18 protein-coding genes are annotated in these 22,539 nt (G+C 41.7%); 17 read left to right on the top strand and 1 reads right to left on the bottom strand.

The features are described 5' to 3' along the window. Positions 1-2 precede the first annotated feature (2 nt). The 12 genes from BN3282_RS07430 (at position 3) to BN3282_RS07485 (ending at position 16,759) form a co-directional block, all read left to right on the top strand. Positions 3-1,790, top strand: a complete 1,788-nt coding sequence (locus BN3282_RS07430; RefSeq protein WP_059067950.1) for a sensor histidine kinase — start codon at positions 3-5, stop codon at positions 1,788-1,790. Further along, positions 1,783-3,366: a response regulator gene (locus BN3282_RS07435; RefSeq protein ID WP_059067952.1), complete on the top strand. Its 1,584-nt coding sequence runs from the start codon at positions 1,783-1,785 to the stop codon at positions 3,364-3,366. Before BN3282_RS07430 ends, BN3282_RS07435 begins: the two co-directional genes overlap by 8 nt. A gap of 197 nt (positions 3,367-3,563) precedes the next feature. Beyond that, positions 3,564-6,182 carry a bifunctional acetaldehyde-CoA/alcohol dehydrogenase gene (gene adhE, locus BN3282_RS07440; protein WP_059067954.1) on the top strand — a complete coding sequence of 873 codons (2,619 nt, stop codon included), beginning with the start codon at positions 3,564-3,566 and terminating at the stop codon, positions 6,180-6,182. A 161-nt stretch (positions 6,183-6,343) separates the two neighbouring features. After that, complete coding sequence (locus tag BN3282_RS07445) at positions 6,344-7,099, top strand: aminoglycoside phosphotransferase family protein (protein ID WP_059067955.1); 756 nt, start codon at positions 6,344-6,346, stop codon at positions 7,097-7,099. A gap of 8 nt (positions 7,100-7,107) precedes the next feature. After that, positions 7,108-8,088 (top strand): LacI family DNA-binding transcriptional regulator, encoded by a 981-nt coding sequence (locus tag BN3282_RS07450; protein ID WP_059067956.1) that lies wholly within the window; start codon positions 7,108-7,110, stop codon positions 8,086-8,088. A gap of 250 nt (positions 8,089-8,338) precedes the next feature. Continuing rightward, on the top strand, positions 8,339-9,592 hold the full coding sequence (locus BN3282_RS07455; protein ID WP_059067958.1) for an ABC transporter substrate-binding protein: 1,254 nt from the start codon (positions 8,339-8,341) through the stop codon (positions 9,590-9,592). Positions 9,593-9,694: 102 nt separating this feature from the next. Then, a complete protein-coding gene (locus BN3282_RS07460; RefSeq protein ID WP_205408533.1) occupies positions 9,695-10,564 on the top strand; it encodes a carbohydrate ABC transporter permease in 870 nt (289 codons plus the stop codon). Further along, complete coding sequence (locus BN3282_RS07465) at positions 10,564-11,412, top strand: carbohydrate ABC transporter permease (protein WP_059067960.1); 849 nt, start codon at positions 10,564-10,566, stop codon at positions 11,410-11,412. The genes BN3282_RS07460 and BN3282_RS07465 overlap by 1 nt, the downstream gene beginning before the upstream one ends. Before the next feature lie 58 nt (positions 11,413-11,470). Beyond that, positions 11,471-13,765 (top strand): glycoside hydrolase family 65 protein, encoded by a 2,295-nt coding sequence (locus tag BN3282_RS07470; protein ID WP_059067961.1) that lies wholly within the window; start codon positions 11,471-11,473, stop codon positions 13,763-13,765. A gap of 12 nt (positions 13,766-13,777) precedes the next feature. Then, complete coding sequence (locus tag BN3282_RS07475; RefSeq protein ID WP_059067962.1) at positions 13,778-14,599, top strand: alpha/beta hydrolase; 822 nt, start codon at positions 13,778-13,780, stop codon at positions 14,597-14,599. 10 nt (positions 14,600-14,609) lie between these two features. Next, positions 14,610-15,251 carry a beta-phosphoglucomutase gene (gene pgmB / locus BN3282_RS07480; protein ID WP_059067963.1) on the top strand — a complete coding sequence of 214 codons (642 nt, stop codon included), beginning with the start codon at positions 14,610-14,612 and terminating at the stop codon, positions 15,249-15,251. Between the two features lie 641 nt (positions 15,252-15,892). Beyond that, positions 15,893-16,759, top strand: a complete 867-nt coding sequence (locus BN3282_RS07485; RefSeq protein WP_059067965.1) for an Rpn family recombination-promoting nuclease/putative transposase — start codon at positions 15,893-15,895, stop codon at positions 16,757-16,759. Between the two features lie 195 nt (positions 16,760-16,954). Here the strand turns inward: BN3282_RS07485 and BN3282_RS07490 are convergent, their stop codons facing one another. Further along, entirely contained in the window at positions 16,955-18,070 is a 1,116-nt protein-coding gene (locus tag BN3282_RS07490) for a cell wall hydrolase (protein ID WP_330382170.1), read from the bottom strand. A 182-nt stretch (positions 18,071-18,252) separates the two neighbouring features. Between BN3282_RS07490 and BN3282_RS07495 the strand changes: the two genes are divergently transcribed. The 5 genes from BN3282_RS07495 (at position 18,253) to BN3282_RS07515 (ending at position 22,515) form a co-directional block, all read left to right on the top strand. Further along, positions 18,253-19,080 carry a Cof-type HAD-IIB family hydrolase gene (locus BN3282_RS07495; RefSeq protein ID WP_059067968.1) on the top strand — a complete coding sequence of 276 codons (828 nt, stop codon included), beginning with the start codon at positions 18,253-18,255 and terminating at the stop codon, positions 19,078-19,080. Positions 19,081-19,092: 12 nt separating this feature from the next. Next, a complete protein-coding gene (locus tag BN3282_RS07500; RefSeq protein ID WP_059067969.1) occupies positions 19,093-19,920 on the top strand; it encodes an undecaprenyl-diphosphate phosphatase in 828 nt (275 codons plus the stop codon). A gap of 111 nt (positions 19,921-20,031) precedes the next feature. After that, complete coding sequence (locus BN3282_RS07505; RefSeq protein WP_059067970.1) at positions 20,032-20,916, top strand: transporter substrate-binding domain-containing protein; 885 nt, start codon at positions 20,032-20,034, stop codon at positions 20,914-20,916. Between the two features lie 77 nt (positions 20,917-20,993). Continuing rightward, positions 20,994-21,704, top strand: a complete 711-nt coding sequence (locus tag BN3282_RS07510) for an amino acid ABC transporter permease (RefSeq protein ID WP_059067972.1) — start codon at positions 20,994-20,996, stop codon at positions 21,702-21,704. Then, positions 21,688-22,515 carry an amino acid ABC transporter ATP-binding protein gene (locus tag BN3282_RS07515; RefSeq protein WP_059067974.1) on the top strand — a complete coding sequence of 276 codons (828 nt, stop codon included), beginning with the start codon at positions 21,688-21,690 and terminating at the stop codon, positions 22,513-22,515. Before BN3282_RS07510 ends, BN3282_RS07515 begins: the two co-directional genes overlap by 17 nt. The last annotated feature ends 24 nt before the right edge of the window (positions 22,516-22,539 follow it).

A 22,539-nucleotide genomic window follows, 5' to 3' on the forward strand; every position in this document is an offset into this window, starting at 1 on the left:
GAGTGGGAAAATTCCGGGAAAAATGTACGGTAAAATTTATGAACCAGTCATTGCAGGTAAAATTGGTTTCTCTGCTGATCGTTCTGATCGTTGTTCTGGAGGCGGTCAGCCTTATGTTATTTGGAAGAGTAATGTCTGACAATTATAAGAAGCAGATAGCGGCTTCTAAGGCAGAGACATTGTTGCAGATCACTGCGAACATGGACGGCAGTCTGTATGATATTGTAGAAGAAATGATTTTTATCAAAGAGAGTCTTAAGTCGGCAGATGGCAGCAAAGAAGTCAGGAATCCTGAAACCCGGTATTTGAATCGTGATATTGTATACAGAGGATATTTTAATGAAATGATCTCCAGGGGGAATAATTATGAATTAGTGGATTCCATGATGGTGCTTACCGAGGACGAATCCCATTTCTTTTCAGTGAATGCGGCGAAAAATATAGACAGTAAAGATATATTGGATACGATATGGCATGACTTTGAACCGCACGGACCTTGTACGTGGACTGGTATCCTAGACGGCGCCTACTATAGTTCAAATTATAGAAAAGAGATCATCAGTATATTGATGCCGGTAAATGGAACGGGTATGGACAGATCTCTTCTGATCGTCAATTTGTCTGCAGAACAGGTGAAGCAGTATATGGAACGACTGGGAAGCGGAAGCGAAAGGCTTTTTCTTGACTTAGGACAGGGAACTGTCCACGTGGGGAAAGAAATGGATCAATGGACAGAGAATGACGAGGCAAAGCGGATCTTAAAGAATAAAGACGGTATCAGTGAAGGGCGAAAGTACGTGATATTAAAGGAAGAACTGGGGGCGAATGACTGGAAGTTATACATGATATGCCCCAGAGAAGAAATGCAGGTGGGCGTATTCACCATATCGACTTCGTTATTGCTGCTGATTTTGGCAGCAGGGTGTATGATTGTGATCATTGGGTATTTTATTGTTTCGTCTATTACGAGACCATTAAATAAGATGACTTCTATCATCATAAGAAACGGAGAGAATCCGCAGTTCCCGGAACGTTTCCCGGTGCGTTATCAGGATGAAGTAGGGGTAATGGCAAAAGCTTATAATAATATGATGGATAAGATACAATGCCTGATGGAAAATATTGCCGAAGAACAGCAGCAGAACAAGAGGAACTATTTAAAACTTCTGCAATTACAGATCAAGCCACATTTTCTGTATAATTCTCTGGAGGCGACCAGATTTCTTGTAGAAATGCAGGACAAAAACGCTGTGGAAATGATAGATGCAATTGGTAGGTTCTATAAATTAAGCTTAAGCGGGGTAGAAGATATTGTCAGCCTTTCAGAAGAAAAAGAACATCTATCTTGCTATATGAAGATATTGAAATTGCGCTATAGTTCTAAATATGATTATGAGATCGACATTCCGGAAGAACTAGAAAAATATGCAATTGTAAAATTTTCCCTGCAGCCGCTCGTAGAAAATGCCATATATCACGGTGTGAAAATGTCGAGGGAGAAAGGGATTATACGGATCTTTGCCAGGGAAGAAAATGGAAAAATACAGATACACATATGGGATAACGGTGCGGGGATAAAGAAAGAGAAACTAAAAGAAATCCAAGAAGAATTGAAACGGTGTGACGGCAGCGCGAAGCGAGAACATATTGGTATCGTAAATGTAGATCAGAGGATCCGTATGTTTTTTGCGGAGGGAGGCATTTCGATCGACAGCGAAGAAGGCGTATTCACGGATGTGACAGTGCGTATTCCGGCCAAGAAGTACAGTAGGGAGGGCAAGCATGTATAAATTGTTGATAGCAGATGATGACGAGATCATCTGTCAGGGACTTTCGAAATGTATTCCCTGGAGAGAACATAATATAGAAATCGTCTCATCGGTGTGTGACGGCGAGACGGCCCTTAGATGTGTCAAAAAATATCATCCGGATATTGCGCTGGTGGATATTAATATGCCGTTTATGGATGGGATGGAGTTCAGCGCGGAAGCAAAAAAGATATTTCCGGAATTAAAGATTATACTGATAACTGCATACAGAGAGTTTGAATATGCGAAAAGGGCGATCGAACTGCAAGTGTCTGATTATGTGACAAAGCCGTTTTCAAACGAACATGTATTAGAGACAGTGTGCCGGGTGATCCGAAAAATAGAAGATGAAAAAAGGATAAAAGGTGAGATACAGAAAAATATCAAAGTTATAGAGGAAAAATATATAGCCGAAGCTGCGGCGGGAAAGATCACCGATAGGAATAGGAAGGAGATAGAACGCTTGTTTCCACCCCAAAATCAATATTCGGCGGCAGTTTTGGATATTGGAACCCTGCCGGAGGGGGAAGAGTCAGAAGAGGCAGCGAAAGAGAAAAGAGAGGTAATAGACAGGACGGTGGAAAAAATAAGAGAAATGGTAAAAGCAGAGCCAAAGATAAAAATCTGCCGCTGTCAGAATCAGATGATCTTCTTGTTTACAGATCCGGGGGTAAATGGCGATATAAAAATACAAGTCTTCCTGAAAAAATGTATGGAACAGCTGTCAGAGGAAAGGACTCTATTTTTGACGGCAGCTATAGGCAGATGTTATACAGGGAGTCAACAAATCAGCAGATCCGTGGCAGAGGCGCAGAAAGTTTTAAAGTATCGGTATTATTTTGAACAATATAGTGTGTTGTATGTAGAAGATGTGGAAAAATTGACAGTAGAAGAGCAGATTAACTTTCAGGAATATATAGAAAATGCCTGTGCGGGTATACGGGAAGGGGAAGCGGAAAAAGTAAAAACCGCGATTAAAAGTTTTTTTGAAAGAATGCAGAAACAGCCGGATATGCGTATTTGTGCAGCCGCCCTGATGGTGATGGAATTTCTGCTTTTGTCGTACAGAGAGACACAGGACGGAGAATTACAAGAGAAATTTGTAAAAGAATCTACCAGTTTTTATCCGCGCATGCTGCAGGAAAAAAATATAGATGGACTCAAGACGATCACAGAAAAGTATTTTGCGGATCTGCTGCGTTATCTGGAAGAAAAGAAAAAGAGTCAGCCAGAGAAGATGCTGCAAAGAGCGGTCACATATATGGAAGCACATTATAATGACCCGGAATTGTCCTTAAATGAGGTGGCAGATTTTGTACACATTAGTGCAAGCTATCTGTGCACGCTATTTAAGCAATACAGTGAGTATAGTTATATAAGTTGTCTGAACCATATCCGCATGGAACAGGCAAAGCAGATTTTAAAAGATAGGAAACACAAGACATATGAAGTAGCGTTTCTGGTAGGATATAATTCGTCCCAATATTTCAGCAGTTCTTTTAAAAAGTATACCGGTATGACGCCGGGAGAATATAGGGCAAAAAAGGGTATTAAGTAAAATATTTGATAAATTACTGACAGTAGGAAAAGGAGGGAGACCTCCTTTTCCTATTTGTATAATATGCACAAATATCGTTAAAAAAATAACGTTAAAATATCTACAAATAGCATATTGACAATTATTTAACAACTATGTATACTGAGACTTGTGGTTAGGAAAAGTTTATTATTTTCAATTATAGGAGGAGTTTGGAAATGGCGAAGAAAGAGAAAGCAGTAGTGCCGGAGATTGTCGATAGTGTAGAGACACTGGAAGCCAAAATGAAAGCGATGCGCGAAGCGCAGAAAATTTTTGCTTCGTTTTCACAGGAACAAGTGGATAAGATTTTCTACGAGGCGGCAATGGCTGCGAATAAGCAGAGAATACCGCTTGCGAAGATGGCTGTGGAAGAGACACAGAGAGGGATCATAGAAGATAAAGTGATCAAAAATCACTATGCGGCAGAGTATATTTATAATGCATATAAAAATACAAAGACATGCGGCATCATCGAAGAAGACGCGGCGTATGGAATCAAAAAAGTCGCTGAGCCGATCGGACTGGTAGCTGCTGTCATTCCTACGACAAACCCGACTTCTACAGCGATCTTTAAGACATTGATCTGCTTAAAGACGAGAAATGCGATCATCATCAGTCCACATCCATCAGCAAAGGCTTGTACGATCGCAGCTGCTAAAGTAGTTCTGGATGCAGCGGTAAAAGCTGGAGCACCGGAAGGTATTATTGGCTGGATCGACGCACCGTCCTTGGAATTGACGAATATGGTCATGAAAGAATCCGACATTATTCTTGCCACAGGCGGACCGGGAATGGTAAAAGCTGCCTATTCTTCCGGAAAACCGGCTCTTGGTGTAGGCGCGGGAAACACACCGGTTATCATTGATGATACAGCAGATGTGAGAATGGCTGTAAACTCTATCATTCATTCTAAGACATTTGACAACGGTATGATCTGTGCATCTGAGCAGTCCGTAACTGTGTTGGACAGTGTATATGAGGAAGTTAAGAAAGAATTTGCATATCGTGGCTGTTATTTCCTGAAAAAAGGCGCTGAACTTGACAAAGTCCGCAAGACGATCATCATCAACGGTGCTTTGAACAGTAAGATCCCGGGAAAATCTGCGTATGAGATCGCTAAAATGGCTGGCGTGGATGTTCCGGAGAATACGAAGATCCTGATCGGTGAAGTAGAGTCTGTGGATATTTCAGAAGAATTCGCGCATGAAAAATTATCTCCTGTACTTGGTATGTATAGAGCAAAGAGCTTTGACGAGGCTCTTGAAAAGGCGGCACAGTTAGTAGCTGACGGCGGATACGGACATACAGCTTCTCTGTATGTACATCCGGCAGAGAAAGAAAAAATCGCAAAACATGCGGCGGCAATGAAGACATGCCGTGTACTGATCAACACACCGTCTTCCCACGGTGGTATCGGTGATCTGTATAACTTCAAACTGACTCCATCTCTGACGCTTGGATGTGGTTCATGGGGAGGAAACTCCGTATCTGAAAACGTAGGAGTAAAACATCTGCTGAACGTAAAGACGGTTGCTGAGAGGAGAGAGAATATGCTGTGGTTTAGAACACCGGAAAAAGTATACTTTAAGAAAGGCTGTATGCCGGTTGCCTTAGATGAACTTGGAACAGTTATGCATAAGAAAAAAGCTTTCATCGTAACAGATTCTTTCCTGTATAAAAACGGATATGTAGCTCCGATCGAGGCAAAATTGGACGAAATGGGAATCCAGCATACATGCTTCTTTGAAGTGGCTCCGGATCCAACTCTGCAGTGTGCGCAAAAAGGCGTAGATCAGATGAGACAGTTTGAACCAGATACGATCATCGCTCTGGGCGGAGGTTCTGCAATGGACGCTGCAAAGATCATGTGGATCATGTATGAGCATCCGGAAGCAAATTTTGAAGACATGGCAATGGATTTCATGGATATCAGAAAGAGAGTATTTACCTTCCCTAAGATGGGCGAAAAAGCATATTTTGTAGCAATCCCGACCTCTTCAGGAACGGGTTCGGAAGTAACACCGTTTGCGATCATCACAGATGCAGATACCGGCGTAAAATGGCCGATCGCAGACTATGCGCTGCTCCCCAATATGGCGATTGTGGATGTAGACAACATGATGACACAGCCGAAGGGACTGACAAGCGCTTCTGGTATCGATGTTATGACTCATGCGATCGAGGCGTATGTATCTATTATGGCAACAGATTATACAGATGGTCTTGCCATGAAGGCAGTGAAGATGGTATTTGATAATCTTCCGTCTGCTTATGAAAATGGAGCAAATGATCCAAAGGCACGTGAAGAAATGGCAAATGCGTCCTGTATGGCAGGTATGGCTTTTGCTAACGCCTTCCTGGGGGTAAATCACTCTATGGCGCATAAACTTGGCGCGTTCCATCATCTTCCGCATGGTGTGGCAAACGCAGTCCTCTTAACAGAAGTTATGAGATATAATGCGGCGGAAGTACCGACAAAGATGGGAACATTCTCACAGTACCAGTATCCGCATGCGCTTGCAAGATATGCAGAATTGGGACGTTTCGCAGGCTGCACAGGAAAAGATGACAAAGAAGTATTTGAGAACTTCCTTGCAAAACTGGAAGATTTGAAAGAGAAGATCGGTATCAAGAAGACAATTAAAGATTACGGTATTGACGAGAAATATTTCCTGGAGACATTGGACGAGATGTGCGAACAGGCATTTAATGACCAGTGTACAGGAGCTAACCCAAGGTATCCATTGATGAAGGAGATCAAGGAAATTTATTTGAAATGCTATTATGGCAAATAATTAACAATCTTTTCGCACAGAAAAAGTTAGTTAAAAATTGCACAAAATTAACTCCCGGGGCTTACATTGCTCCGGGAGTTGTTGTATAATAAGGACAATTTAACAATGGATAGGAAAGTGGATACAAGATGTGAACTATCCAATAAAGGAGGATGTGCCATATGAAATTAGAAAACAAAAACCTTATTGTACAGCGCCCGTATAAAGAAGTATACAAATGCGATGATATGATCGTAAAGGTTTTTAAAGAATCTCATCCGAAAGCGGATGTATTCAATGAAGCCTTGATCACTGCCAGGATAGAAGAAACAGGACTGGATATACCGAAGGTAAAGGAAGTATTCCAGGTGGATAAAAAGTGGGCCATAGCGATTGAATATAAGGACGGAAAAACTTTGGAAGAGATGATGGAGTCCGACAAGAAAAATCTGGATAAGTACATGAGTGATTTTGTAGACCTGCAGTTGGAGATCCATACGAAGACGTCGCCTTTGTTAAAGGGAATGAAAGATAAGTTGGTGCGTCAGATCAATAGCCTGAAGGAACTGGATGCCACGAACCGTTATGAACTTCTGACACGCCTTGAGAGTATGCCAAAGCATAATAAAGTGTGTCACGGAGATTTCAATCCGAGTAATGTGATCGTAGGGAAAAACGGGAAAATGACCGTAGTGGACTGGGCGCATGCGACACAGGGAAATGCCAGTGCAGATGCGGCGATGACGTATTTATTGTTTGCGCTGAAAGACCAGGAGACAGCGGATCTGTATATGAAACTGTTCTGCCAGAAGAGCGATACGCCGAGGCAGTATGTACAACAGTGGCTTCCGATCGTGGCGGCGGCACAGCTTACGAAAAACAATGAACTAGAGAAAGAATTTTTGATGAAGTGGATAGATGTTATTGATTATCAATAGGAAATAGTATGAAGATCAAAGAAATAGCAGAATTGGCGAAGGTGTCTCCGGCAACTGTCTCAAATGTTTTGAATAATCGAAAAAATGTCGGTGAGGAAACACGAAAACGTATACTAAAAATTTGTGAAGAAAACGGATATAGCCAGCAGAGAAAAAAGAGACTAGAAAAGTACCAGAATAAAACGATACTGTTTAATTTCAGCGACTATGACAGAAAGTTTTATTTGAAGATCATACATGGAATCAGTGATTATGTATATTCGAGAGGATATGATCTGATCATAAGCACAAGTAAGTCTTGTCAGCGATTTATGGAACCAAGCGTGACAAGCGGAACGATCGTGCTGGATATGAAGTGCAGTGACGCCATGCTTATGCAAAAAGCAGAGACAGGATATCCTATTGTTACATTGGATCGGATTATAGAGCAGCCGAATATAAAAAGTCTTGTTGTCAATAATTATGTCGCCATGAGTGAATTAGTGCAGGGACTGGTCGACAGAGGTTATACACATTTCGGATATCTGGCGGGGATCGACACGGTAGATAATCAGGAACGGTTTCGGGCATTTCAGGATGTCCTTTTAAAAAATCACATTGGTTTTCAACGTGAGGACTATCTGATGGGGGACTACATGGAAAAAAGCGGATATTATTCGGCAAAGCTTATGCTGCTGTCGGAAAATATACCGGAAGTACTTGTCTGCGCGAATGATAATATGGCAATCGGGGCGATCAAAGCGTTTCAGCAAGAAGGACTGCGCGTGCCTGAGGATATTGCGGTGACAGGATTCGATGGAAATGATATGGCAGATTTTATGGATCTGACAACTGTAGATATCCCAAATTATGAAAGAGGGTATCTGGCGGCACGGTTTTTATTGCAGATGATCACAGGAAATATGGATTGTGATGTATTTAAAATAGCGGCGAAAGTACACTGGCGAGGCTCTGTGGGCGAGCGGAAAAAAGAAGAACATTTTTATTAGTGACAGAGATAAAAAGGAAAACAGTTTCAGCTGTTTTCCTTTTTTAGTTAAAATGTAAAAATAAATGCAGGGAATATATAAAAATTTACTTAAAAATAGTAAAATTTACTCAAAATATACTCTGAAGTGTACAATTTGCATGATTTGTAATTGTTATAAATGTAGAAAATGCATAATGATTATTGACTTGAAGAGGATATAATTGTAATATATACACAAAAGAACAGGCGATGTAATCAAGGAGGTAAAAATGAAAAAGAGTAAAATTTTATCTATTTTATTGACGGCATCTTTAGGAACATCTTTGTTAGTGACAGGGTGTGGAGGAACATCAAAAGACGAAGGAAAATCAGATGACGGCAAAGGGGCAAAAAAGATTACGATCTTTCAGCAAAAAACCGAGATCTATGATCAGCTGAAAGATATGGCAGAGGTGTATGAGGAAGAAACCGGAGTGGAAGTAGAAGTGTGGCAGATATCCGGAGATGATTACTATCAGAATTTAAAAACATATATGTCCAGTGAATCCGGTCCAACCGTTTTTTCTCTTTCTTCTACTACGGAGATTGAAGAAATGTCGGATTATCTGGAAGACATCGGAGATTTAGAATTCCTGGATAAGATTAATGAAGACCTGATCGCAAAATCAGGAGAGGCGACAGTAGGAGTTCCTATGACGGCGGAAGGTTTTGGGCTTGTATATAATAAAGATCTGGTCAGTGCAGAGGATATGGGCAGTACAGATGCATTGATCTCCTACATAGAAAGCAGCGCGAAAGAGGGGACTACAGGATTGGGGCTTTCACAGGAAGCATTTTTCCTGATCGGACAGATCATGAATGTGCCGTTTGCTATGCAGGAAGATCCGGTACAGTTCTGTCAGGATCTGTATGATGGAAAAATTAATTTGAAAGATGTAGAAGAGTTTCAGGAATTTGCAAAGATCTATGAGGCAATCAGAGAGAATGAACAGAACCCTCTGGAAGTGACATATGACGCAAACTGCGGTAATTTCGCGACAGGAAAAACAGCGGCGATCCATCAAGGCAACTGGTGCTATTCCCTGTTTTCCAGCTATGACATATCTTTTGATATGGGACTTGCGCCATTGCCGATCGCAGGTAATACGTCCATATCTGTAGGTGTTCCTTCCGTATGGTGTGTGAATACAGATGCTTCTGATGAAGAAAAGCAGCTGGCAAAAGATTTCTTAAATTGGCTGTATACCAGCGAGACCGGAATCAGCTATTTAATGGACAAATTCGGCTTTATTCCGGTCGTGGACGGCATGACTTCAGAAAACTTAGATCCCATCTCCACGATTGTATCAGATGCTATTGCTGAAGGAAATATCCTTCCTTGGACATTCAACGAAGAATGGCCGGCAGGGATCATTACGACATATCTTGTACAAAACGCAGAGGAATATTTCACCAGTGATATGAGTACGGATGAATTTTTGGATATGCTGACAGAGTCATTTGTAACGGCGGCAAATGAATAAGAAAAAATCAAAGAGGGCGCTTTTTATCGGGCGCCCTTTTTCATTCAAAGAAATAGGGTTTTCAAAGGAAAAATCCTGTCTGTATGAGAGGAGAAGACAGAAATGAAGATAAAAAAGAGATGGTATGTTCTATTTACGGCACCTTTGATGCTCATGTTTTTTATCATAATGATAGTGCCGTTCATAACAGGAATCGGATATTCCTTTGTTTCTTGGGATGGGTTGGCTAAAAGCGAAAAGATATTTGTGGGACTGAGTAATTATACAAAGCTGTTTTCAGACACACAGTTTCTTGCATCTATCGTAAGGACCACGGTGTTTACTCTTGTGACAGTTCTTATCGTCAATATATTGGCGCTAGCATTCGCATTGCTTGTGACAACAAAATTAAAAGTGAGAAATGTAGCGCGGACGATGTTGTTTCTTCCTTATCTGATCGGAGGATTGATCCTGGGGTATATCTGGCAATATGTACTGGGAGAAGCTATGACTTCTTTAAGTGAGATGACCGGTATGGAAAATATCTTTTTTAACTGGCTGGTGGATAAAGAGTTTGCGTTTTACGCAATGATCGTTGTAGCTACATGGCAGATGGCAGGCTATATGATGATCGTTTATATCGCGGGATTAGAGTCTATATCGGATGATGTCATCGAAGCAGCCCAGACAGACGGAGCAGGATTCTGGCAGACTTTGCTGCATGTAAAACTGCCTCTTTTGATGTCATCTGTCACGATCTGTCTTTTTTTGACACTTTCCAATTGTTTTAAAATCTATGATGTCAATGTATCTCTCACCGGAGGAGGACCTAATAACTCTACAGAGATGGTGTCTATGAATATCTTTAATGAGATATTTACAAAGAGTAATTTCGGCTATGGGCAGGCAAAGGCAGTGCTATTTTTTGTTATTGTGGCGATTATTACGCTGATACAGGTAAAAGTTACAAAGGATAAGGAGGTAACACTGTAATGAAAGGAAAAACCATAGGGAAAATAATCGTCAACTGTATAGTCGTGATCTGCTGCTGTGTCTATCTGTTCCCAGTGTATTTGATCATCGTAAACGCCTTTAAAAGCAGAGCGGAGCTATATGAAAATATACTTGCGTTTCCGAAAGAATTTACGCTGGAGTATTTTAAAGGCGCTTTGGATAAGATGGATTTTATCCTGGCTTTCAAAAATTCCATCATTGTTACCGTTGTCTCTGTAGCGATCATTGTTGTCTTAAGTGCTATGACAGCGTGGATGTTTGTGCGTTCAAACAATACGCTCAGCAAGCTGCTTTTTAATCTTTTGATCGTTACCATGCTGATTCCTTTTCAAACGATCATGATGCCCTTGATGCAGGAGATGAATTTGTTTGGGAAGATCTTCGGTATTCCGTTTAAAGATTCTATAGGCGGGCTGATTTTTATGTATATTGGAGCTGGAGCAGGTATGGGCGTATTTTTATATCATGGATTTGTCAAGGCGTCGGTACCTGTATCTTTAGAAGAAGCGGCGATTATAGACGGATGCAGTACATGGCGTGTATTTTGGCAGATTGTATTTCCAATCTTAAAACCGATCACAGTGACGGTAATGATTCTGGATGTTATCTGGATATGGAATGATTATCTTCTGCCTTCTTTGACGCTGACCAGCAATGATAATAAAACGATACCGCTGGCAATGTCCCTTTTCTTCGGGCAATATAATATCGAGTGGAATATGGCGATGGCAGCGCTTACATTTACCATAGTACCTGTGATCATTTTTTATCTGCTCTGTCAAAAGCATATTATCAAAGGTGTCGCAGCAGGCGCCGTGAAAGGGTGATGCTACAAAATAGACAGTGGGATCAAGAAGCAGGAATTTAAGAAAGGAACGGCAGCAGATGGAAAAAAGATATTGCGTAAGAGACAGCCGGATCGATGAAAAAACAATAAGTCTCCAGGAGACACTTTTCCATAACGCCAATGGATATATCGGTGTCCGCGGAACACTGGAGGAAGGTTGTCCGGAAGAGTTTGATACGATGCGTGGGATGTATATAAACGGGATCTATGATATAGCCCCGATGAAGCAGGCAGAGAAGCTGTGCAATTTAATAGAAGAAAAAGAAACCATGCTGAATGTAGCGGATACACAGACGATTCTCTCCAACTTTTCAGGACAAAGATTTTCTATGTTTACGGGGAAAGTGAATGCGTATGAACGAGTTTTGGATATGGAAGCCGGGACGACTACAAGAAATGTAAAGTGGGAAATGCCGGATAAAAGAATCGTGGATATTTCTATTACCAGAATGACATCATTTGCAGAAAAATCGTTATTTACCATTGATTATCAGATCCATTCAGAAGATTTTGCAGGAGAGGTATGTATAGAGTCTTTGCAGAAAGGACTTGTGAAAAATTATTGTAATCCGCATGATCCCAGATTGGCGGGCGAAAGCCATATGCATCTGAAAAAGAAAGATGGATGGATGGAAGGTACAAAGAGTTATCTTGTAAGTGAAACGATAAGCAGTGAGCTGACAATCGTAAGCGGGGTCGCACATGAAGTTTATGTAAATGAAAAGAAAATGGACGAAATCCTGCCAGAATATATAGAAGAAGCGCATGAAATGCGCGTGAAGTTTTGCATACCGATGTGTCCGGGAGACACGATACGCATCGTGAAATATACGGTGTTTCAGGATTCAATCCGGCGTACAGACTGCAGGGAAGCAGTAAGAGCCTGCATGGATGAAGTATGTCGGGGTGGGATTGCCGACTACTATGAAAAGCAGAAGCAATATCTGAAAACATTCTGGGAGAATTCAGAGTTGGAAATCCGGGGCGATAAAGAGTTAAATCTGTCAGTATGTTTTAATATGTATCAACTCTTACAGTCAGCAGGTACAGATGGTTGTTCCAGTATTGCGGCAAAAGGTATGAGCGGAGAAGGGTATGAGGGGCATTATTTTTGGGATACAGAAATGTTTATGATTCCCTACTTTGTATTGACCAATCCGGGGATAGCAAGAGCACTTTTAGAGTATAGGTATAAGACGCTGCCGCAGGCAGAAGAGAACGCGGTTTTGCTGGGGCATAAAAAGGGGGCGTTATATCCATGGAGGACAATTGCCGGGAAAGAGTGTTCGGGATATTATCCGTCGGGAACTGCACAGTACCACATAAACGGAGATATTGCTTATGCAGTCGTTTTATATTATAAGGCGACGGGAGACTGGCAGTTTATCAAAGAAAAAGGATTGGAAATGCTGCTGCAGACAGCCAGACTGTGGATGGATGTAGGAAACTTTTATGAAGGGAGATTTCATATCCATTGTGTGACAGGACCGGATGAATATACTTGTATGGTCAATGATAACTATTACACAAATGCTGCGGCAAAGCATAATATAGAACAATTTTTGAAGCTGACGAAGCGATTGGAAAAGGAAGAAGATTGGAATGCTTTTTGTTCTATACATAAGCTCACTGAAACAGAACTTAAGGAAATGAAGCAGGCGGCAGAAAGGATGTATCTGCCGTATGACGAAAAATTAAAAATAAATCCGCAGGATGATTCATTTTTGCGGAAACCGATATGGAATCTGCAGAAAACACCGCAGGAAAAATTCCCTCTTTTGCTGCATTACCATCCGCTGCATTTATATCGGTACCAGGTATGCAAGCAGGCGGATACTGTGTTGGCGCACTTTTTATTTCCAGAGTATCAGAGCAAAGAAACGATAGAAAATTCTTTTCTTTACTACGAAAAGATAACGACCCATGATTCTTCTCTATCGACTTGCGTGTTCAGTATTGTGGCGTCCGTTCTTGGGATGAGAGAAAAAGCCGTCCGATATTTGGGGGATTCAGCAAAGATGGATCTGCTGGATACACATAAAAATACAAAAGACGGAATCCATGCTGCAAATATGGGCGGATGCTATATGGCGATCATCTATGGATTTGCGGGAGTGAGTATTACAGAAAATGAACTGATACTAAATCCCTATGTACCAGAAACATGGGAAGGGTATACTTTCAGAATCTCTTATAGGCAATCTTTACTGCGTGTAAACGTAGAAAAAGAGAAATGCACAATAGAAGTTCTGAAAGGCGCGCCGGTTCAGCTGGAAATCTACGGTGAAAAGAAGAAAGCGGTTCCGGGAAAACCGCTGCGAATAGAAAAATAAGAAGGTGAGACTATGAGATGTAATACGATTGCGATAAAAACAAAAAAATCTTCACAGGCAGAGCTGCATACGTATATTTTAGATAATTATGAAGAAATAGATGCGAGCAGAAAACGTCCAATGATCGTGATCTGTCCCGGCGGAGGCTACAGGATGACTTCAGACCGGGAGGCAGAAGCGGTTGCCATACAGTATACAGCAATGGGATATCATGCCTGTGTGCTGAAATACAGCGTAAAACCGGCAGAATTTCCGCAGGCTCTTTGCGAGTTGGCTTGGAGCATGGCATATTTAAGAGAGCATGCACAAGAGTATGGTATAGATAAAGATAAGATGATCGTACTAGGGTTTTCGGCAGGCGGACATCTGGCTGCAAGTTTAGGTGTGTTCTGGAATAAGGAATGGCTGGAAGATGCGGCAGGCATAGATAGAGAGCAAATGCGGCCAAATGGGATGATTTTAAGTTATCCGGTGATACTCTACGGACCAGAAGGGCATGCTGAAAGTTTTGAAAATCTGCTGGGAACACACTATACGAAAGAAAAAGCAGATAGTTTGAGTCTGGAAAAACAGGTGAGTGCGGACACACCTCCCACCTTTTTATGGCATACATATGACGACGAGACAGTACCTGTTGAAAATACGTTGTTTTTTGCTGAAGCTCTGCAAAGAGCTGGAATTCCGATGGAAGTACACATTTTCCCTCATGGACCACATGGTTTATCCCTGGCCAATGAGGAGACACAGGTAAAAGAAACCGGATTTGGAATACAAAAGCATTGTCAGGATTGGCTGAAATTATCAGAGGCCTGGATGAAAGAGTTGGAAAAGTAAGGGTGGAAATATGGAAATAAAAGGAATTATTTTTGACTTAGATGGCGTGCTTGTGTCCACAGATCGCCTGCATTATCAGGCGTGGAAAAAGATTGCAGATAAATTAGGCGTTGCTTTTGATGAAAAGAAGAATGACAGACTGCGCGGGGTAAGCAGGATGGAGAGTCTGGAAATTGTTTTAGAAGAGTATGTGGATAGGGCTTACATGAGTTTGGAGGAAAAAATAAAACTGGCAGAAGAAAAAAATCAATATTATGTACAGTTTTTGCAGACTATGGGGAAAAAAGATGTATCTCCCAGCGTAATAGAAACATTATACTATTTAAAAAAACAAGGGTATCTTCTGGCGATTGGTTCTTCCAGCAAGAATGCAAAACTTATTCTCCGGCAAACGGAACTGACAGATTGGTTTGATGCGATATCTGATGGAAATAATATCAAAAATTCTAAACCGGATCCGGAAGTATTCTTAAAGGCAGCACAATTTTTGGATTTGTCTCCTGCGCAATGCGTGGTAGTGGAAGACGCAGAAGCTGGAATCTGCGCCGCAAAGGCAGGTGGGATGGAAGCGGTCGGGATAGGAGCAGCCTGTCAGTGCGAGAAGGCAGACTACCATATAACAACATTTACGGAATTGCAAACTATATACTAGACGAAAAAATAGAAATTTAACTGACGAATTGTCTTTTATAGAAAAAGTCAAATTTATTTAGGGAAGGTACGCCAAGAACCAGGTGAACTGTATTCGGAACGCTCCTGTCAATGCCTTGTTTATCTGACACAGTGGTTCTTTGCTGTCTCCTCCAATCAGAAGTTTTACTCCACTATTAGAAGGCAGATTCCTCAATTTCGCTTTCGCTTCATTTCGCTATAGGCAGTCGCCGAATGAAAAGAAACAGATCACACCCTGTTTACATGCAAGCATGACACATGGCATGATCTGTTCTTTTCGCACTGCTTGTTGCTTCGTTAAGTTTCTATATTATTTTGTTGTAGTTTATCTTCTGGTGTGTTAAGGTAATAGTATCTCTTTAGATGCGCATCTAGAAAAAAGAGTCTTGTGTTTTTCTAAAACACAGTCTGAGGATCTGTTCTGTGCAGAACATTCTATTTATCCAGTTACTGGAGCGTCGATATATCCGGAATTTTATCTTGGATATTCGTAAACATTTACCCAAATAAGTAAAATCACATACCTGTGCCGGAAATTTTCAGCAGTATGTCACAGGCAATTTAGGGAAAAGTGTTGTAAACCAGTGGGCTTTTCCCTATAATGAAAGGAGAAAAGTACATATGGAACAAAAACAAAAACCATTGCAGGATTTGAACCTGCTGGATCGTTTTTTATTCGCGCAGGCGGCGGAAGACCCGGATACTATGCGGGATATACTGGAGATTATCTTAGGCAAAGAAGTCGTATTAAAACTGCTTCCCCAGACGGAGAAGGAACTGCGCACCCATCCTCTGAATCGCTATGTGCGGCTGGATGTATGGGCAATGGATGAGAAGGACACAGTCTATAATACAGAAGTCCAACAGAACAATACAGGAAACCTTCCGAAACGGAGCCGCTTCTACCAGGCGCTGATCGACTCCAATCTTTTAGCGCCGGGAGAAGTTAGCTTCCAGAAATTGAATCCCGTGTATATCATCCTGATCTGTCCCTTTGACCTGTTCGGATATGGATTGTACCGCTATACCTTTCGCATGCAGTGTGAAGAAGTGCCGGAACTCTCTCTGGGAGACGACGCTGTCCGTATCTTTCTGAACACACACGGAAAGAATACAGAAGGTGTGCCGGAAGAACTGGTGGAACTCCTCAAATATATGGAGCACACCACGGAGGAAGTGAGCAGGAACTGCGCCAGTGAGCGGATCCATAAGATCCAGAAACGCATCCGGGCGATCAAATCCAGTGAAAAGATCGGAGTGAGATATATGCAGGCTTGGGAAGAAAAAATCATGGAGCAAAATGCAGCGCGTGAGGAAGGGCATGCCGCCGGATTAAAGGAGGGACTGGCACAGGGTGGTAAGCAAACATTGCAGGAATTGATAAAAAAGAAAGTTCAAAAGGGATATTCAGCCGAAGAGATAGCGGAGATACTGGAGACAGATATCGATACTGTTCTGACATTGATAGAAGAGCAGAAAGTTATGTAGGTAAAAGATATTGTTCTAATACTAAAAGAAGTCGTATATTAGTGACTGTTTTGCGGATATTTGCTGTCAATGATACGAGGAGGGATCTGTCAGCAAGATTGCCGGAAGTTTTTTCAAATATATCGGCAGAAAGACAAATAATCAAGAGGACGATAGTTGAAAGTGCTATCGTCCTCTTTTATTACGCATTTTTATTTACCAACTTGGGAAAAATACATTGTTCCCTATATTGATTCCCGCATGTCCGGTACCTGCATACAGGAAATAATAGCAGTCCGCTACGGCAGCAAGACGAGCGCCGTTTACTGCGTCCTGAGCTACCTGCATGGACAGAGAAGTGGGTCCTTGTGAGAGGACTGCCTCCAGCCGCCCAGTCCACACAGGTTCAAACTGTCCGCCTGCATAGATCACATCTGTAACCGTATTTGGAAATCTGGGGTCAGCGACTCGGTTCATCACGACGGTTGCTACGGCGAGAAGAGAATCATAGTCTTGATATGCTTCACATTGAAGCAGAGCAGCCAGTAGAGTGACTTCATTTTCTGAGACATTAGAGCCGCCGCCGTTTATGATAGAGTCGTCATAGGAGCCATTTGAATTCCCGTTGGGAGAGATCGTCTCCTGGGACTCCTGCTTTTGGGATTCTGCCTGCGCCGCTGCAGCTTCCGCGGCTTTCGCCTCCGCCAACTTCACCTGGAACTGCGCTAGATCCGTAGAAGTGGCTTCTGCCTTGGCCTGTAATTCTGCCTGCTGTGTTTCCAGACTGTTCTGCAGTTCTGTCAGAGAAGTCTGCTGATTTTCCAGAGTTTGTTTTTCATTTGCAATCTGTTGCTGCGTTTCCTGAAGCTCCAGAAGCATATTTCGATCATAATCACTGATGTTCTGGATAAAATCTGCTTTGTTTAAAAAATCTGACAGACTTTCTGCAGAGCAAAGCCATTCTAATAGTGTTGCATCCCCGTTTTCATACATATATTTAATACGAGTCTTCATGTTGGCGTATTGCTCTGCTTCGTTTTCCTCTGCTATTTCTAACGATTCTTCTGTTCTTTGGATTTCACCGCTGGTGATCGCAACCTGCATTTCTATGGTAGAAATCTCTTCACTGATAGAAACCATTTCCTGGTTGATACCAGCTAGTTGACTTTCAAGTTCGGAGGTTTTGCTTTCCAGGCTTTCCGAATCTTCTGCGTAAGCGGGAAAAAGGGAAAGTGTGAGTACGAGACAGCATATGATACAGAGTCCAGTCAGCCGTCTGTGCTTTGAATGCAATTCCATATTTTTAATTCCTTTCTGAGTTTCGTTTTTCATAAATTAAACTTGTACGCAAGCTATTATACTATAAATTGCTTTGTTAGGCAAATTTTGATAGAATATGTTATAGATTTTTAATAAATATCCAATATAGGACAGGGAATTGAAAGAGAAATGGGTGGGAAATAAGATATTTTTTCTTGCCTTACTCCTAGAACACAGGAAAGGAAAAAAGAAAGATGAGACATAAGATCAAAATGATTGGTTTGGACCTGGATGGTACGTTGTTTAATGATAAGAAAGAAATATTGCCATATACAAGAGATATACTTCAAAAAGCTATCGATCAAGGTGTGGTAGTACTGATCGCTACAGGAAGGCCATGGATAGGCGTGCCTGAAGAACTTAAAAATCTATCCGGTATGTCCTATGCACTGACCTCCAATGGAGCGAGAGTGATCGAGACGAAAACACAAAAGGCGCTGATAGAACATCTGCTTCCATTTGAAAAGGCGAAAAAAACATTGGAAATCGCACGGAAATATGATACATTACAAGAGGTATATTTTGAGGGCAAAGGGTATATAGAAAAGGAACAGTTTGAAAAAATATGCCAGTATCATAAGAATCCCAATATGTGGCAATATGTCCGTTCTACAAGGACAACAGTGCCGGATATTACGGAGTTTTTGAAAAAGATCAACGGACCTGTTGACAAGATGCAGTTTTTGTTTGCGGATATGGACGAAAGAGAAAGAGCTTTGAGAGAGTTAGAGCAGGACAAAGAAATTGTACTTGTCGGTTCTCTGGGATATAATATAGAGGTAAATGGCCAGGGTGTGAATAAAGGCAAAGCACTCGTGGAACTGGGGCAATTACTTGGAATAGAACGGGAAGAGATCATGGCATGCGGTGATGGAGACAATGATGAGGCGATGCTCAGAGAAGTAGGCTTTGGTGTTGCCATGGGAAACGCAGAAGAACAGGTGAAAAAAGCAGCAGATTATATTACAGGAACAAATGAAGAAGAAGGTGTGGCAAAAGCGATCGAAAAGTTTGTTCTTTAAAGGAGGAATAACATGTTAGAGGCATTAAAAGTCATCATACTGGGAATAGTAGAGGGAATTACAGAGTGGCTTCCAATCAGCAGTACAGGACATTTGATCCTGGTAGAAGAATTTATCAAACTGGATGTAAGCCAGGCATTTATTGATATGTTTAATGTAGTGATACAGCTGGGTGCGATCCTGGCAGTAGTGGTTATTTATTTTCATCGGCTGAATCCTTTTTCACCGCGGAAAACGCAGAAACAGAAGATGATGACCATGCAGCTCTGGATAAAAGTCGTGATCGGCTCTATCCCAGCGGGAGTCGTAGGAATTTTATTCAATGATTTTATAGAAGAAAAGTTTAACAATTCTTATGTGGTCGCGGCCATGCTGATCTTATACGGCGTTCTCTTTATTGTAGTAGAAAACTATCATAAGGGCAAGACTCCGAAGATCAATAAAATATCCCAGCTTACGATACCTACGGTATTGCTTATCGGCGTATTTCAGATGCTGGCAATGATCCCGGGGACGTCACGGTCCGGAGCGACGATCGTAGGAGCGCTGATTTTGGGGACAGCTAGAAGTGTTGCCGCTGAATTTACTTTTTTTCTCGCAATCCCTGCGATGTTTGGGGCAAGCCTGGTAAAATTACGTCATTTTGGTCTGGGATTTACCGGAATGGAAGTATTTCTTTTGCTTCTGGGAATGCTCGTTTCTTTCCTTGTCTCTATATTCGCTATTAAATTTTTGATGAAATACATACAGAATCATGATTTTAAAGCATTCGGATATTATAGGATCGTCCTGGGTATCATTGTATTTTTGTATTTTGGGCTTGTGGCATTTTTTGCATAAAAAATAAATTAAATGTAATGTAAGGGTTGATTTTTACAGGAAACGTGTTAAAATTATAAGCACGAATTGTATTATTATGCAAAATGAAAGATAAAATTGGAGGAGATAATAATGAAGAAGTTTTTGGCACTGTGTCTGACGGCAGCTTTAGTAACAGGTATGGCTGTCGGATGTGGAAGCAAAGAGGAAGGAAAAGAGAACAGTTCTGATGACGCAAAGGGCGGAGCTGTATCTGCGAAGGTGATCGATGTTGATCTTACAAATGAAGAATATGCCTTTGGAGTAGATAAAAATCAGCCGGAGCTTTTGGAAGAAGTAAATGCTTTCATTGCCGAGATCAAGGAAGACGGTACTCTGGATGAAATCTGTGACAAATATTTTGGCGGCGGCGAGCCGGAAGCAGTAAAATCCGCGAAGCTGGATGAAGCAAAAGACCAGCTGGTAGTTGCGACAAATGCTGCGTTTGAGCCATTTGAGTATACAAAGGGCGAAGATTACTACGGGATCGATATGGAGATCGCTTCTTTACTTGCTGATAAATTAGGAAAAGAATTGGTTATCCAGAATATGGATTTTGATGCGGTATGTCTTTCTGTAGGACAAGAGAAATGTGATATTGCTATGGCCGGATTGACGATCAGCGAAGACAGAAAGGAATATGTAACCTTTACGGATTCTTATTATCAGGCTTCTCAGCGTCTGATTGTACCGAGCGATAATACAGAATTTGATGATTTGAAAGATGCGGAAGCAATAGCTGCAAAGCTGGGCGAACTGAAAGAATCTGATGTTATCGGAGTACAGCAGGGAACAACAGGACAAAGTTATGTGGAAGGAAGTGAAGACCTTGGTTTTCCGGGACTTCCGGCAAAATGTCAGACATATAAGAGTGGGTCTTTAGCTGTGCAGGATATGTTGAACGGCAACATCCAGTATGTGATCATCGACGCTGCTCCGGCAACAGCTATTTCAGAATCTATCAACGAAATGCTTTAATACATAAAACAGGATGAAGGAAAAAGGAAGGCGAAATAGATTGGAAAACGCCTTCCTTCTTTTGAGAAGGGAAAACAATGGGCAATTTTAGTCAGAAAATAGACAAATTTATAGAAATTTTTCTGGAGCAGAATGGCTATGTAAAAGTGATAGAAGGGCTGCAGAATACCTTGATGATAGCGGTATGTGGTCTGATCATCGGTATTCTTATCGGTACGATCATTGCGACCGTGCGTGTGCTGCCGAAGTATAAAGTACTGCCGAGGATCCTAAACGGTATATGTGGATTTTACGTGGCTTTGTTCCGAGGGACACCGGTGGTCGTGCAACTCTTGGTCTTTTACTATGTATTACTTCCGATCATCGGCTGGAAGCTGACAGGGGTACAGGTGTCTATGTTGGTGTTTGGGCTGAACAGCGGGGCATACATATCGGAGATCATGCGAAGTGGAATCCAGTCGGTAGATCCCGGTCAGATGGAAGCAGGACGTGCAGTGGGATTGAGTTTTGGTGCCAGTATGACAAAAATCGTTATCCCACAAGCTGTCAAGAACATTCTTCCGACACTGGGCAATGAATTTATCGCGTTGATCAAGGAGACTTCTGTCGTAAGCTTTGTAGGGGCAGCAGACCTCTACGTGGCGTTTAACTATATCGGAACCAACAGCTATGAGTTTATGGTTCCCTATCTGGTAATGGCACTGATCTATATCGCGCTGGTACTTTTGATCTCTCTGCTCGTGAAATTATTGGAAAGGAGCCTGCAAAAGAGTGATAGACGTAATTAATCTTAAGAAAAGTTTTGGAAATATAGAAGTACTCAAAGATATCAATATCACGATCAATAAAGGGGATATTGTAGCTGTGCTCGGACCATCAGGCTCTGGAAAAAGTACGTTTCTGCGTTGCTTAAACTGTATGGAAGACCCCACAGGAGGCAGTATCATTTTTAATGGGGTGGACATAGCGGATATAAAAGTGGACATTAACCTGCATCGCCGTAAAATGGGCATGGTATTTCAGCATTTTAATCTTTTTAATAATAAGACAGTGCTGCAGAATATCATGATGGCTCCGGCGTATTTAAGATGCAAAGATCTAAAAAAGATAAAGAGAAAAAACAGGATGACCCGGATGACCAATCTTTTCCGCGGGAAAAATAAAAAAGAACTGATCTTAGTCGATACGACAAAGGAGCAGATAAAAGAAGAGACAAAACAGCAGGCATTGGAACTTTTGAAAAGAATTGGACTGGATGATAAGGCAGATGCGTATCCCTCTACTTTGTCAGGCGGACAGAAGCAGCGTGTGGCGATCATCCGTTCACTTGCTATGAATCCAGATGTTATTTTATTTGACGAGCCTACTTCCGCATTGGATCCGGAGATGGTCGGAGAAGTCTTGGAATTGATGAAAAAACTTGCTCAGGATGGCATGACAATGGTAGTTGTCACGCATGAAATGGGGTTTGCAAGAGAAGTGGCTTCCAGGGTGATCTTTATGGACGAAGGCCGTATCGTAGAAGAAGCGCCTCCAAAAGAGTTCTTTGGAAATCCGAAAGATGCAAGGCTGAAAGAATTTTTATCCAAAATTCTATAGTTTTAATGGAAAGAGGCTGACGAA

Source organism: Mediterraneibacter massiliensis (assembly GCF_001487105.1).
Lineage (GTDB): Bacteria > Bacillota > Clostridia > Lachnospirales > Lachnospiraceae > Mediterraneibacter > Mediterraneibacter massiliensis.